The 12984-nt window shown below is 70.7% G+C and carries 8 protein-coding genes, 1 tRNA gene and 1 pseudogene; 2 read left to right on the top strand and 8 right to left on the bottom strand.

The features are described from left to right. Positions 1-620: 620 nt before the first annotated feature. From E5N76_RS22830 to E5N76_RS22810, 5 genes are all read right to left on the bottom strand, one after another. Positions 621-2453, bottom strand: a complete 1833-nt coding sequence (locus tag E5N76_RS22830) for a hypothetical protein (protein WP_149539644.1) — start codon at positions 2451-2453, stop codon at positions 621-623. Between the two features lie 10 nt (positions 2454-2463). After that, positions 2464-3432: a type I restriction-modification system subunit M gene (locus E5N76_RS22825; RefSeq protein WP_149539643.1), complete on the bottom strand. Its 969-nt coding sequence runs from the start codon at positions 3430-3432 to the stop codon at positions 2464-2466. Continuing rightward, positions 3429-4928, bottom strand: a complete 1500-nt coding sequence (locus E5N76_RS22820; protein WP_149539642.1) for a restriction endonuclease subunit S — start codon at positions 4926-4928, stop codon at positions 3429-3431. The genes E5N76_RS22825 and E5N76_RS22820 overlap by 4 nt, the downstream gene beginning before the upstream one ends. 2 nt (positions 4929-4930) lie before the next feature. Next, positions 4931-7705, bottom strand: a complete 2775-nt coding sequence (locus tag E5N76_RS22815) for a type I restriction endonuclease subunit R (protein WP_149539641.1) — start codon at positions 7703-7705, stop codon at positions 4931-4933. Between the two features lie 325 nt (positions 7706-8030). Then, a tRNA-Gly gene (locus E5N76_RS22810) sits at positions 8031-8105 on the bottom strand. A 191-nt stretch (positions 8106-8296) separates the two neighbouring features. On the opposite strand from E5N76_RS22810, the pseudogene E5N76_RS22805 reads away from it, so the two are divergent. Both E5N76_RS22805 and E5N76_RS22800 read left to right on the top strand, forming a co-directional pair. Further along, positions 8297-8768: pseudogene (locus tag E5N76_RS22805) on the top strand ((2Fe-2S)-binding protein). 212 nt (positions 8769-8980) lie between these two features. Further along, the gene (locus E5N76_RS22800) at positions 8981-9307 is read left to right on the top strand and encodes a hypothetical protein (RefSeq protein WP_235907829.1); all 327 of its coding nucleotides are present in this window, start codon (positions 8981-8983) and stop codon (positions 9305-9307) included. Here E5N76_RS22800 and E5N76_RS22795 read toward each other — a convergent pair. Genes E5N76_RS22795 through E5N76_RS22785 form a run of 3 tightly spaced genes read right to left on the bottom strand, consistent with a single transcriptional unit; the run spans position 9288 to position 12983 of the window. Then, positions 9288-11585 (bottom strand): glycosyltransferase, encoded by a 2298-nt coding sequence (locus E5N76_RS22795; RefSeq protein WP_187830335.1) that lies wholly within the window; start codon positions 11583-11585, stop codon positions 9288-9290. The two genes, E5N76_RS22800 and E5N76_RS22795, sit on opposite strands and share 20 nt — an antisense overlap. Continuing rightward, positions 11585-11848 carry an acyl carrier protein gene (locus E5N76_RS22790; protein WP_149539638.1) on the bottom strand — a complete coding sequence of 88 codons (264 nt, stop codon included), beginning with the start codon at positions 11846-11848 and terminating at the stop codon, positions 11585-11587. Before E5N76_RS22790 ends, E5N76_RS22795 begins: the two co-directional genes overlap by 1 nt. Beyond that, entirely contained in the window at positions 11835-12983 is a 1149-nt protein-coding gene (locus E5N76_RS22785; protein WP_207792080.1) for a Gfo/Idh/MocA family protein, read from the bottom strand. Before E5N76_RS22785 ends, E5N76_RS22790 begins: the two co-directional genes overlap by 14 nt. Position 12984 lies beyond the last annotated feature (1 nt).

The raw sequence follows: 12984 nt of genomic DNA, 5'->3' as shown, positions 1-12984 counted from the left end.
CAAGACGCCTCAGCACTGCCAGCATGCCCCCATCCGTGCGCCCGCGAAAGAGACAATCTTGGCCGCGGCACGCCATTGTTCGCCAGGCGCGGGCGCACCGGCTCGCTTCACTCACCATGGTCACGCCGCCGTGCGTCATCACCGCCGCCAACCTCCTCAAAGGGCGCGCCTGATCGGTGCAACGGCCGCACCAAGGGCGGGCTGAACTCCAGACTCCACGCCGTCTGCGATGGCCTGGGCCGCCCGGTCGTCATGATGGTCTTCGCAGGACAGATGAGCAACCAGACGCGCGCCGGAATCCTTGCCTGGGCCCGTCCCGACTGAGCGGACACCTCTGATAGGGTGAAGGGCCCGGAGGTGATCATGGCGAACGATGTGAACCGGCGCCTGAGCTCTCCTGAAGCGTTCGAGCGGAAGACCGTGGCTGCGATCCGTGCTGGCTGGTCGGCATCACCGGTTGCCGCCGCGCTGAACTTGCCGGATTGGTTGGTGCGCTCGCGGTTGCGTTGGGCGGAGCCCACCAGGCCGGCCGCCATATGGCCGGCCAAGGGATCTGGGCGTGAGAGCGGGGGGGGCGGCAACGTCGCCGCACCCCTATCCGCTACGGCGCTCTCTCAAGCTCAAGGAATGCGCCGCTTCACCACCTGTACCGCCAGCGGCGTCGCGGCGAGGTCCACCGTCGAGGCGCTGACGTTCCGCGCCGTCACGCGCACGCTGTTGTTCGACCACACATGGCAGTCGAGCACGAAGGCGATGCTGCTGGTGTCGAGCGAGGCATTGGCGAAGTCACCCCGCCGCGCCCCAGGCACCGTGATGTCGACGTTCGCCGTAGCGCCGGGCCCGAGGCTCGGCAGGTCCCAGCTCGCCTCCAGCGCCAGCGTCCGCGTCCCCGCCGGCAGCGAGGGGCAGCCGTAGAGGATCGCTGGCGCGTCCTCCGGCAGGCCGTAGAGCCGCAGCGCCTCGAGCTCGATCTGCCCGTCGAAACCGATCATCCCGATCTGCGCGAAGGCGACACCCGCCCCGAGCCGCACCGTCTGCCGCCGGTTGAGCGAACTGTCCTGCATCACCGCCCCGGCCTGCCAGCTCTTCGACGCGGTGTCCCACTGCACGGTGGATCCAGACGCCAGCACGTCCTGCGGCTGGTTCTCTCGCACGGTGCCGGCGCCGTCAAAGCAGCGGACGCAGAGCCGGCCGCCATCGGCACCGCCGACGAGCCAGTGCGCCAGCGCGAACTCCTTCGCGTGCGTGGTCTGCACCACGAAGGCGACGCCACGGTTGGCGTTCAGCAGCAGCCCCCGCCCGGTGGCCGCGATGCCGTCCAGCCCGTTCCAGGACAGCGCCGCCATGGTGGTCTCGGTGGTGGTCGAGGTCGCGATGATGCACGCCCCCTCCACGCCGATCTCGGTGTTGCTGTGGCGGAAGGCCGCGGCGCGCAGGTTCGGGATGTTGGCGAGCAGCCGCGTCAGCCGCGACGCCGGCGCGCGGTGGCGGTTGTAGACCGCGTTGCCCGCCCGGGTCGCCGTCGCGGTGTAGTCGATACCGATGGCGTAGGTCTGCGCCCAGGCGACCTCGTACTCGCAGTCGGTCGCCGCCCCGGTGTGCCGCGCCGCGATGGGCGAGCAGGCCTCCATGCGCATGCCCCGCGCGATGATCGCGGTGCCGCTCGTCTCGTTCAGGAAGGGAATGGCGACATTCGGGTCGAGTTGGCGCAGCTCGAAATTCGGCCCGTCAAAGATGTGCCGGTTGTGGTTGTTGTAGGCCCCGGCCTGCCGCGAGAAGCGCACCCCGAACCGGTCGAGGGTCGGGTTGATCCCCGTCGCGCAGGCGAAGTGGCCGCCATAGTAGCGGATCGAGGTGTTCCAGGCCGTGGCGGTGGCGCAGTGCACGTCGAGGCCGTAGCGGTTGTTCAGGATGCGCCCGAGGATCAGCGTGGTGTCCTCGAAGCCGCGCCCGTCGCCCAGCGTGCGTAGCCCGATCGTGAAGCCCGAGACCAGGCGGAGGTCGAGCAGCGAGGAGTCGAGGTTGCGGGCGACGATGCCGATGTCGGCCTCGCTCACCCAATCCGACTGGATCTGCCGCGTGACCTGCAGGTTGAGGTAGAGCTTCTCGCCATTGCGGACCGTGCCGCCGTCGCCGAGCGTCAGCACGGTGGCCGGGGCGTTGGCGGCGCCGGTGTACTGGATCACGCCCTGCATGATCAGCCCGCGCGCGCCGCCGCCGAGTGTCACGCCAGCGTCGACGTTCCAGGTGCCCGGCGGGATGACAGAAAACTTCCCATCCGCCGCGGCGCGGTCGAAGCAGGCCTGGATAGCGGCGCGGTCGTTGGCGGCGCCGTCGCCGAGACCGCCGAAGTCACGCGGCAGCACCGCCTCGCGGTCGCGCAGGTACTTGGCGAGGTCGGTCTTGGAGATGTTCTGGCCGAGGACCATCAGGTCGTCGATGCGGGCGGCCATGTCGCGGCTCCTACAGCGCGGTGGCGGTGATCCACCAGGGCGCCCCGGCGCGGTAGCGCGCGACGGCCTCGGCCCAGAGCTGGTCTCGATCGCGCCGTAGGCGCTCGAGGTCGATGTCGCCGCAGCGCAGCGGCCAGAAGCGGCGGTTGCCGGTCTCGCCGTCGCCGGTGAAGACCTGGATGGACTGGCGGCGGCCGAAGGGCGGGTTGGTCAGGATCACGTCCCAGCGCCGGCCCGGATCGGCCAGCAGCGCGTCGGCGCGGTGGATCGGCGTGACGTCGGCGCGGCCGAGGCCGTGCAGGTAGAGGTTCATCGCCGCGAGCCGCGCGACGCCGGCGACGATGTCGAAGCCGGTGAAGCCTTCCTCCCGCATCTTCCGGCCGGTCTCGCGGTCGCGTGCCTCGGGCTTCTGGCGCATGTGCTCGAAGGCCGCGAGGAGGAAGCCGGCGGTGCCGCAGGCGGGGTCGCAGATGGTCTGGCCGGGCCTGGGGTCCACCACCTCGACGCAGGCCTGGATGACGGGGCGCGGCGTGAAATACTGGCCGGCGCCGGACTTGGTGTCGGAGGCAGTGCGCTCCAGCAGGCTTTCGTAGATCGCGCCCTTCACGTCCACGCCGAAGCCCGACCAGCTCTCCGCGCCGATCATGCGCACCAGGCGGTGCAGATGGGCCGGTTCCTCGATGGTGTTGCGGGCGCGGGTGTAGATGGTGCCGACGAGGCCTGGCTGGGTGGAGAGCGTCTCCAGCGTGCGGGCGTAGTGCTGCGCCAGCTCGCGGCCCGACAGCGCGGCGAGGCGCGCCCAGCGGCATTCCTCCGGCAGCAGGGAGGGCAGCCCGTCTTCCTCCCGCTCCGCGTCGAGCTTGAGGAAGAGCAGGTAGGTGACCTGCTCCACATAGTCGCCGGAGCCGACGCCGGCGTTGTTCATGACATGGGCGAGGTTCCAGACCTTCGCGGTCAGGACGTTCTCGGTCTCGCTCATGCGGGGGTCTCGATCAGGTCGGGCTGCGTGGTGGTGCCGCGCGCGCGGGGCCGCCGCGCGGCGGCCGGCGCGGCACGGAGGCGCGCGAGCAGGGCGGCGGCGGGTTCGTCGGCCGGGTCCTGCGGGACGAGGCGGCCCGTGAAGGCGGCGTGGAGGATGGACTGGCGGAGAGCGTCAGCGAAGCCGGAGGCCGGAAGCGCGTCGTCCTCAAGCTTCGCCGCGTCCAGCGCATCGAGGATTGCCGCAATCTCGTGCGAAGGTGGAAGCGGGATCGGCGCGGATCGCATGTCGTCCTGCGATATCTTCCAGATGCCGGCGCTTGTCTTGGCGCGGCGTTCCAGGTGCTCGCGCGCGAATGCGCTCCGCCACGCGATTGCCGCCCAGCGCGCCAAGGGCGCAGACGCGAGCCGAAAGCGGATCATGGTGTCGGGGAAGACAGTCGGCACGGGCGGCTTGCCGGCTACAGAGGCTCGCCCCATCAGCATCAGCGAGCCATTTGCGCGCGAGACGAGGAAGTCACCCTCACGGATCGCAAGGTCGGCAGCCTTGTTCGCGGGGATGTCGATGTATCGACGACGCGTGAAGTCGAGGCCGTCGCCTTGCATGGCGTCGAGCCTCAGCGCGGCAACGCCGGGCGGCTCGGCATTCCCCTTCACGGAGATGCCGTTGCGCGCTGGGAGCACCGCGAGCTGATCGAGCGTCGCCCACCGCCAGCCAACCGGAAGCATCGGCATGTCCGCTGCTATCGAGACCGGCGCTTCGTAACGGCCGGGCCAAAGCCTCTTTCTGAGGTCGAGTGCTGACGTAAGCAGATCGTCGGCTGTCTCGTTGGTCGGGTTTGCCGCGCGCCAGTCGGCGGTGAGGGCGCCGGTGCAGGCGGCGTGGAGGAGGCTGGCGCGGAACTGCGTCAGGCCCTCGCGCGCTCGCCCCAGCGCGGCTTCGCCGGCCTCCACTTCCTCGAACAGCGCGTCCACCGCGGCGACGATGCGGGCCTGTTCCGCTCGCGGTGGCACGACCACCGGCGCGCCCTTCACGGCCGAGAGCGAGATCGATGCGAGGTTCGTCGTCTGCTTGGCCCCGGTCAGGAAGTAGGCGCGGCCAAATTCGTTGAGGTAGAGCGACAGGAAATAGGGGCAGATCACGTCGTCGCGGACGCGCGCGCGGAAGACGTGGTTCTGGAAGACGCATTGCGGAAGCTGATCTTCCCAAACCCATCCCCGGCCGACCTTGTCACGGTCGCCGCCCTCGTTCAGCAGAACGTCACCATGCTGGAGGGTCAGCGCGTCGAGCTTCGCCTGCGGCACGAGGATGGTCCGCATCTTCGACAGGTCCAGGCGCCCCCGCTGGACATTGGCCACGCGCAGATACGGAACCTCGACATGGCCGGGGCCGCCGCGCTTCGCGTCCACCGTGATGCCGCCGATGACGTCGCAGAGTTCGCCGAGCGTTGCCGAGGCCCAGCCTGCCGGCAGCCCCAAGCCGGACAGCCCATCCATGCTCACGCCACCAGCGCGTCGGTCAGGTCATCCACCAGCGCCGGCAGCCGCTCCGCGCCGAACAGGGCACGCGCCCGCGCGGTGCCGCCGCGCGAGGAGAAATCCGAGGCCTCGCGCAGATCGGCCAGCGTCAGTTCCACGTTGCTCGCCACCCAGTCCTTCATCAGCCGCAGCCACTCCATCTGCGCCTCGGTGTAATCGCGACCGGCCTTCTTCTCGCGGCCGAGCCACAGCTCGAAATTGCGGTTCACGTCCGGTGCGAAGGGGGCCAGCACCGCGCGCGCGCCGATGGCGTAGCGCACCAGCCCCACCAGGTCGGTCAGCAGCCCCGCCGGCGCGCGGGTCTGCCCCGCATGCAGGCGCCGGTAGCACGCCCACACCGCCTTGTCGTCCAGCAGCCAGGGCGGCCGCGCCATGGCCGCGCGCAGTTCCTGCAGCATGGCGTAGGTCAGGCGGCGCTGCGCATGCGGCCGGGCGTAGAGGATGGCGAGCGCGGCGAGCTGGTCGGCTTCCTCGGCCAGGAAGCGGCCAAAGCGTTCGGTGATCTCGGTGGCGCGGTTCAGGTCGAAATCGGCGGAGAGCACGGCGTCGGCCGTCAGCTCGTCCACGATGATTTCGGTCTGGCGCTGCGCCTCCAGGATGGCGCGGCGCAGCGCGGGGTTGGCGGCGAGCGGCCGGCAGGCCTCGGCGCGCAGGGCCTCGGCGGCGGCGTCCCAGGCGGCTTCGTCGTCGGGCGTCGCGGCGCCGGCCTCCCGCGCGCGGGCCTCGATGCGGACGGGGTCGGCGGCGTCCACCAGGCCGCGGGCGATGTCGGTCAGCGTGGCACCGCCGGCAGCCTGGCGAAGCTCCGCGCGGGCCGGGTCGGGCAGGCGGCGTTCCAGGCGGGCCAGGCGTCCGGCGAGGGTGGCGCAGGTGTCCTCGTCGGTGTGGCCGAAGGCAACGCGCTCCAGCAGGGCTTCCAGGCTGAGGGTGCGGTCGCGCTCCAGCGGCTCGGTCGGGGTCTTCACGCTCTCCGTCACGCCGACCGCGTCCACGATGATGAAGCGGTCCTTCCGCTCGGCGGAGGGCGTGGCGCGCTGCAGGTCGGTGGGCAGGATGGTGCGGGCGCCGCGGCCGCGCATCTGCTCGAAATACTGGGCGCTGCGGACGTCGCGCAGGAAGATCACGACCTCCAGCGGTTTGATGTCCGTGCCGGTGGCGACCATGTCCACCGTGGTGGCGATGCGGAACAGGTGGTCGGTGCGAAAATCCTGGATCAGCTCCTGCCCGCTGCGGCCGGTGGCGCGGTAGGTGATCTTCTGGGCGAAGCGGGCGTCGCCGCCGAAGACCTCGCGGGCGATCTCGGTCACCGTCTCGGCATGGCTGTCGGACTGGCAGAAGATCAGGGTCTTCGGGACTTCCTGGCGGCCGGGGAAGAGCTGGGTCGGTAGGGCGTCGCGATAGGCCTGCAGCACGGTGCGGATCTGGTTCGGCACCTCCACGGCGCGGTTCAGCTGGCCGGGGGTGTAGGGCAGGTCCTCGTCCAGCGCGGCGAGGCGGCGGCGGCGCGTCTCCTTGTCGCGATGGGGGACGGTGAAGCCGGCGGGGATGGTGCCGCCGCGCTCGCCGACCTCGGTGCGGACGCGCCAGACCTCGAAGTCCACGTTCACGCCGTCGGCGACGGAGCGCTCGAAGGGATACTGGCTGACCAGGTTCTGCTGGAAGAAGCCGAGGGTGTGGCGGCCGGGGGTGGCGGTGAGGCCGACGAGGAAGGCGTCGAAGTATTCCAGCACCTGGCGCCAGTTGCCGTAGATGGAGCGGTGGCACTCGTCGACGAGGATGAGGTCGAAGGTCTCGGGCGGGATGGCGGGGTTGTAGGTGACGGGGCGCTCGGCATCGTCTGCGGCGCGCTCGAAGCCGCCGCGCTCGTCGTCCTCGTCGTCGAAGGGCTGGCCGCGCAGGACCGAATACAGGCGCTGCACGGTGGAGATGACCACGCTGGCCGAGGGGTCGATGGTGCTGCCCTGCAGGTGCTGGACGGTGAACTCCTCGCGGAAGAGGAGGCCGGCGCCGCCGGGGGCGAAGGCGTCGAACTCGCGCTTCGCCTGGGTGCCGAGGTTGGCGCGGTCCACGAGGAACAGCACCCGGCCCATGCGGACGGGCGGTGAGAGCAGGCGGTGGGTGAGCGCGCAGGCCGTGTAGGTCTTTCCGGCGCCGGTCGCCATGGAGACGAGGGCGCGCGGCCTGCCTTGGGCCAGCGAGGCTTCCACGCCCGCGATGGCCTCGGCTTGGCAGGGGCGAAGGCGGGTCGGATCGAGCGGCGGCAGGGTTGCGAGGCGGGCGCGAAGGCTGCTGCCGGCCGCGAGCATGGTGCGCAGCGTCTCGGGCCGGTGGAGGGCGAAGACGCGGCGGGGGCGGGCGAGCGGGTCGCGGGCGTCCTGGAACAGGGTCTCGGCGCCAGTCGACACGTAGACGAAGGGCAGCGGGTCGGCCCAGGCGGGATACCTGGCCGGCGCAGCGCGCGTGTAGTCGTCACCCTGGCGCACGACGCCCGACAGGGTCGTGCCTTCGGGCTTCGCCTCCAGCACGCCGCAGGCGCGGCCATCGAGGAAGAGCAGGTAATCGGCGGGGCCTGTGGCGGTCGGGGTCTCGCGCACAGCGACGCCCGGGCCGGCGTGCAGGTTCACCTCGGCGCGGTCCTGGACGATCCAGCCCGCGGCCGCGAGGCCGGCATCAATGATCTGTCGCGCCCGTGCCTCTGGGGCTGCGTCGCGGCGCCCGCGCTCCTGGCCATCCATACTGGAAGGGTAACACAGGGTCGGGAGATTCGAGGGGCCTGGGCCTGCGACGCGCCGGATTCAGACGTCCGAGGCGTTCGCCTGGGCGAAGCGGTTGCTGAGTATCCAAGCCCTGCGACGCCACAAAGATGAGGCATAACAACGGGTTGAGGCTTGTAGACTGGATCGGGCAAGTCCCAAGGTCCGGAGAGCAAAGCCCGGAGAGAGACGTGCGCGGCGGCTCGCTACCCCACTCGAAGTCCCAAGGTGCGCGCGGAAAACGTGGCGGAAGGCCGCGATTCCGCCAGGGGACGTCACAACGGAGAATGTGGTTCGGAAGACCGACTGGAGCGGGCGAAGGGATTCGAACCCTCGACCCCAACCTTGGCAAGGTTGTGCTCTACCCCTGAGCTACGCCCGCGCTCCGCCCGGAGGCTTCTAGCAAAGTCCTGTCATAACACAACACCCCCTCCCCCACTTTCCCGCGGGGCAGCCATGCCCCCCCGCCCCCCTTCACCGCAATTCCGCGACAGTCGCCACAACCCACGACAAGCCCCGGCCAGCGCAAACCGCCATCCTCCGCCCACCGAGCACAGCGAAGGAGGGCCCCCAATGGCCTACAGGATCAGGGGCAATGGCCAGGTGCACAGCGTGGATGTCGATGGCGATACCCCCGCTGCTCTGAGCGTTGCGCGACATCATCGGCCTCTCCGGCACGAAATTCGACTGCGGCCAGGCCCTTTGCGGCGCCTGCACCGTGCATCTGGATGGCGTCGCCACCCGTGCCTGCGTCACCCCCGTCGAAAGCCTCGGTACGTCGGAGATCCGCACCATCGAGACGATCGACCGCACCCCCACCGGCCGCGCCCTGCAGGCCGCCTGGCTGGCGCTGGACGTGCTGCGATGCGGCTATTGCCAGTCCGGCCAGATCATGGCCGCCAGCCCTGCTGGCGGAGAACCCCACCTCTCGGATGCCGATATCGACGCCGCCATGTCCGGCAATGCCTGCCGCTGCGGCGCCTATGTCCGCATCCGCGAAGGCATCAGGCAGGCGGCCGCGCAGCTCACGCCGGAGGAGGGCTGAGATGTCCGCCAGCCTCCCCGCCTCCCGCCGCGCCTTCCTCACGGCCGGTCTCGGCGCCGCCGGCGCCCTGCTGCTCGCCTTCAGCCTGCCCACCGGGGCCCGCCGCGCCCTGTCGGCAAACCTCGCCCAGCCGGCTCTCGCCGCCCCGCCCGCCGCCTTCCAGTCCAATGCCGTGGTCCCGGGTGGAACCGACCGGCGAGATCATCCTCACCATGTCCCAGGTGGAGATGGGCCAGGCCGCCTATACCGCCATGTCCATGCTGATCGTGGAGGAGCTGGAAGTCGGCCTCAACCAGATCCGCGTCGTCGCCGCGCCGCCGGATGACGGGCGCTTCGCCAAGCCGGGGGTGGGATTTTCTCGTGGCGCTGGGCGGGTGGGCGTTGCGTTCGGCGGTAGCAGGCTAGTGTCCCGATTCCGAAGTCCTGTGGACTTCGTTCTCAGGCCACCAGCTCTTGTTTTCAGTGGCCCGCTTGTCCGCTGCGTTCGCTGGAAATCCACCGGACGCAGCGGGCAGGACACTAGAGCAGCAGCCGGGTGACGAGCCGGCTGGGCGGCAGGCCAAGCCGCAGGAATTCCGCATGGATCGCCGGGTAGCCCTGCACCGCGGCGATCACCACCGGGTGCTGGGTTTCCAGCAGCAGGCGCGGCGGCCGCACCGGCAGGCCGAGGAAATCCCTATTGATCTTCGCCGGCGTGGAATCCACCAGGAAGGCGGGGCGGCGATGACGGAAGAAGCTCGCCCTCTCCAGCAGGTGTCGCGCCTGCCAGCCGGCGCCCCAGATCACCAGCTCCGGATGGTCCGGCGGGATGATCGCCTCTGTCAGGCCTTCCGCCGCCAAAGCGACGCGCAGCCGGTCCAGCGCCGCCTCCTCCAACCCGATCAGCCGCTGGCGCAGCAGATCGTCCAGGAACACCACCCTTGCGCCCGCCTGCAGCAGCAGCGCGTGCAGCGCGGCGATCGGCAGCAGCGCGGCCTCCGCCACCGCCTCGTCGTGGAAATCCTGGCTGAGCTGGACATTGCACTGCAGCAGCCCCTCCGCCGCCAGCAGAGCAGTGAAGGCGCGCACCTCGGCGAGCGTCGCATTGCCCTCGGTGAAGATGTATTTCAGCGTCACCGCCTCCGGCCGCTGCGCGGCGTAGCGGCGCAGATGGGCGATGACGCGCGGCAGCCGGTCGCGGCCGCGGGGCCGGGCGAAGACCTCCGGCGTGCCGGCATCGAGGCTGGTGGTGAGCGTCACCCGTCCCGCGGCCAGCAATTCTTCCAGCGCGGGCGAATGCGTCACCGCGTTGCTCAGTACGCGCTGGGTGGCAGCCGGCAGGCGCTCCGCCAGGCGCGGCGCCAGCTCGACGAAGGCGGGGTCCACCACCGGCTCCCCGCCGCCCCAGACCATGGTGGCGTCGCGCGCCAGGGCACCGTCCGCCAGCATGGCGTGGACCAGCCCGGGTACGTCATAGGCGGCGCCCTTGCCGCGGTAATAGGTCTCGCTGCAATAGCCGCGTTGCAGGTCGCGGACCGAATGGTGTTCCAGCGAGAGGGTGCGCAGGCGGAGCGGCGCGATCTCGCCCCAGTCGCGGAATTCCAGGAAGGGGCAGCCGGTGCAGGGCGTCTCCTCGCCGCGGTTGATGGCGGCGTGCAGCGCCTGCTTGGCGGCGGCGATGCGGGCGGTGGTCACCGCCTCGCCCGGCGCCACCTCGAACAGCACCACATCGCCGCGCCGCTCGCCATCGACGAAGAAGCGCTTGCAGCAGGTGCGGAGCCGATCCGGGCCGAGGAAGGCGGCATGGTGCAGATCGTGGCAGCTCAGGCTGCGCGCCAGCATCTCCCGCAGCATGGCGCGCACCGTGGCGGCCAGCTCCACCTCCGGCGTCGCCGCCATGATGCCGAGGAATTCCCGGGCGATGCGGAAATGCCGCGTGCCCTCTGCCGAAAGGTCCAGCCCTTCCGCCAGCGGCAGCAGTCGGCGCCAGCCGGCGGCAAGCTGGGTGTAGAGCGGACCGGCCTCGCCCGGGCGGGCCAGCCGGTCGATCTCCCGCACCCGGGTCGCCAGCAGCGCCACCAGGCCGCGGCGATAGGCGGGGCGCCAATCCCCTGCCATCGGCTCCTGGTCCTGCAGGAAGCGGCCGATAGCGGCCCAGGCGCGCAGGAAGCCTTCGACATGGCGTGGCGAGACGCTTTCCACGATGGAGCCCGGCTGCCGCCTCTTGCCGTAGAGCACGCCATCCAGGCAGCCCACCCGGCGGGCATGCCAGTAGAGGCGGAAGAGCAGATCCACATCCTCATGCAACCCGCCGGCAAAGCTGAGCCCGTGCTCGGCGAAAAGGCTGCGACGGGCGGCGGTGTGGATCACCGCGCCATCGGTCTGCAGGGACAGGTAGCGGCGCAGCAAGGCGGGCTTGCCGCCGGCGAGGGCGGCAGCGGCGCGGCCGGCGCCGCTTGCCGGCGGCCGTCCCAGCTCATGCCAGTCGAACCCCACCGCGTCGCATCCGGCCTGCTCCGGCCGGTCGAGGAATTCGCCAAGGCGCGCCAGAGCATCGGGTGCCAGCACGTCATCGGCATCGAGGAAGACCAGCCACTCCCCCTGCGCCGCGGCGATGCCGAGGTTGCGGGCGAGGCCCGGCCCGCCATTCACCGCCCGGCGCAGCAGCCTTGCGCCGCGCGCCGCCGCCAGCCGCGCGGTGGAATCCAGCGAGGCATCGTCCACCACCAGCACCTCGAAGCTGCCCTGCTGCGCCATGGCGCTGTCCAGGCAGTCGCCGAGCGTCGCCGCGGCGTTGAAGGCGGGGATGATGATGGAGAAGCGGGGCACGCCGTGCATCAGCCGAGCTTGCCTTCGACCAGGGCGATCACCCCCTCCACGGCGCGGAAGGCGCATGAATTCAGCTCGCGATCGCTGCTCTCCATCTCGAATTCGCTTTCGATGTCGAGGATGAATTTGACGATGCCGAGGGAGTCGGCATGGCCGGATGCGATATCGTCGAAGTTCGCCGGATCGGCGCCCGGCGGTAGCTTTGCCTTGGCCTGGATGCGCTTCGGGATGTAGGGACGGACCAGCGTGCCGCGTGCGTCAGGCGAGGACATGCGACGGCGCCTCCTCCACCGCCTGCCAGGTGAGGCTGCCGGCGGCGCGCTGGATGGCCTCCAGCAAGGCAAGGCCTTCGATCGCCAGCTCCGCGCCGAAGACTTCTTCGGAGGCGAATTGGCCCGTCGCCTGCCAGTGCCGCAGGGCCAGGGCGATATCGGCATAGAGGTTGGCGAAGGCCTCGATGAAGCCGGCCGGATGGCCGGGCCGGAAGCGGCCGTAGCGGGGCTGGGCGGCGATGGCGACGGGCGCGGCGCGGTCCAGGATTTCCCGCCGCCCATCGGCGTGGGAGAGGCGCAATTCCTCCGGCGCCGCCTGTTCCCATTCCGCCGCGGCCTCCGTGCCGTAAAGCCGCAGCCGCAGCCCGTTGCGGTGGCCGAGGGCGGATTTGCTGAACCAGGCATGGCCGTAGAGCCCGTCGGCACAGCGCAGCAGCGCCTGCACATCGTCGATGAAGCCGGGGAACCAGCCATGGCTGCCCTGCATCGCCGCCACCTGCACCGGCGCGGCGCCGGCGACGTAGTGCAGGAGTTGATGCAGATGTACGGCGAGGTCGAGGGAGATGGTCGGCACCGCCCCATCCTGTAGCTGCCAGCTCTGGGGCCGCGGCTTCAACCCGCTGGGCTCGGTGCGGATACAGCCTTCCTGCGGCATCTCCACCTGGAAATGCAGCAGCCGGCCCAGCGCGCCGCGCTGCACCAGGCGGCGCAATTCGCGCACCATCGGGTAGCCGGAGTAATTATAGGTGACGGCGAGGAAGCCGTTGCGGCGCTCGCGCAATTCGCGCAGCGCCACGGCCTCCTGCATCGTCGCAGCCAGGACCTTCTCGCAGATCACCGGCAGCCCCGCCTCCAGGCAGGCGGCGACCATGGGGGCGTGATCCGGCGTCGGCGTCAGCACGGCGATGGCGTCCAACCGGCCGGCCTCGGCGGCCAGCAGGGCGCGCCAATCGGGGTGCACGCGCTCCGGCGCCACGCCGAATTCGCGGCCGGTGGCGGCGTTCACCTCCGGCCGACGGCTGAAGCAGCCGGCCACCACCTGCCAATGCCCGTCCATCTGCGCCGCCGCGCGATGCGCCGTGCCGATCGCCGAATTCACCGCGCCGCCGAGGAAGCCGAGGGCGAGCGGCCGCATG

Origin of the sequence: Siccirubricoccus phaeus, assembly GCF_008360935.1 — a bacterium.
In the GTDB taxonomy this organism is placed as follows: domain Bacteria; phylum Pseudomonadota; class Alphaproteobacteria; order Acetobacterales; family Acetobacteraceae; genus Siccirubricoccus; species Siccirubricoccus phaeus.
Note: the sequence above shows the minus strand (reverse complement) of the source record. Positions and strands in the feature narration are given on the sequence as shown.

Bases quoted from the DNA above. Each gene is read 5' to 3' on its own strand.
- E5N76_RS22795 (WP_187830335.1), bottom strand. From the start codon at position 11,585: ATGCACGGCGTGCCCCGCTTCTCCATCATCATCCCCGCCTTCAACGCC.
- E5N76_RS22825 (WP_149539643.1), bottom strand. From the start codon at position 3,432: ATGAGCGAGACCGAGAACGTCCTGACCGCGAAGGTCTGGAACCTCGCC.
- E5N76_RS22820 (WP_149539642.1), bottom strand. From the start codon at position 4,928: ATGGATGGGCTGTCCGGCTTGGGGCTGCCGGCAGGCTGGGCCTCGGCA.
- E5N76_RS22830 (WP_149539644.1), bottom strand. From the start codon at position 2,453: ATGGCCGCCCGCATCGACGACCTGATGGTCCTCGGCCAGAACATCTCC.
- E5N76_RS22790 (WP_149539638.1), bottom strand. From the start codon at position 11,848: ATGTCCTCGCCTGACGCACGCGGCACGCTGGTCCGTCCCTACATCCCG.
- E5N76_RS22815 (WP_149539641.1), bottom strand. From the start codon at position 7,705: ATGGATGGCCAGGAGCGCGGGCGCCGCGACGCAGCCCCAGAGGCACGG.
- E5N76_RS22785 (WP_207792080.1), bottom strand. From the start codon at position 12,983: ATGCGGCCGCTCGCCCTCGGCTTCCTCGGCGGCGCGGTGAATTCGGCG.
- E5N76_RS22800 (WP_235907829.1), top strand. From the start codon at position 8,981: ATGTCCCAGGTGGAGATGGGCCAGGCCGCCTATACCGCCATGTCCATG.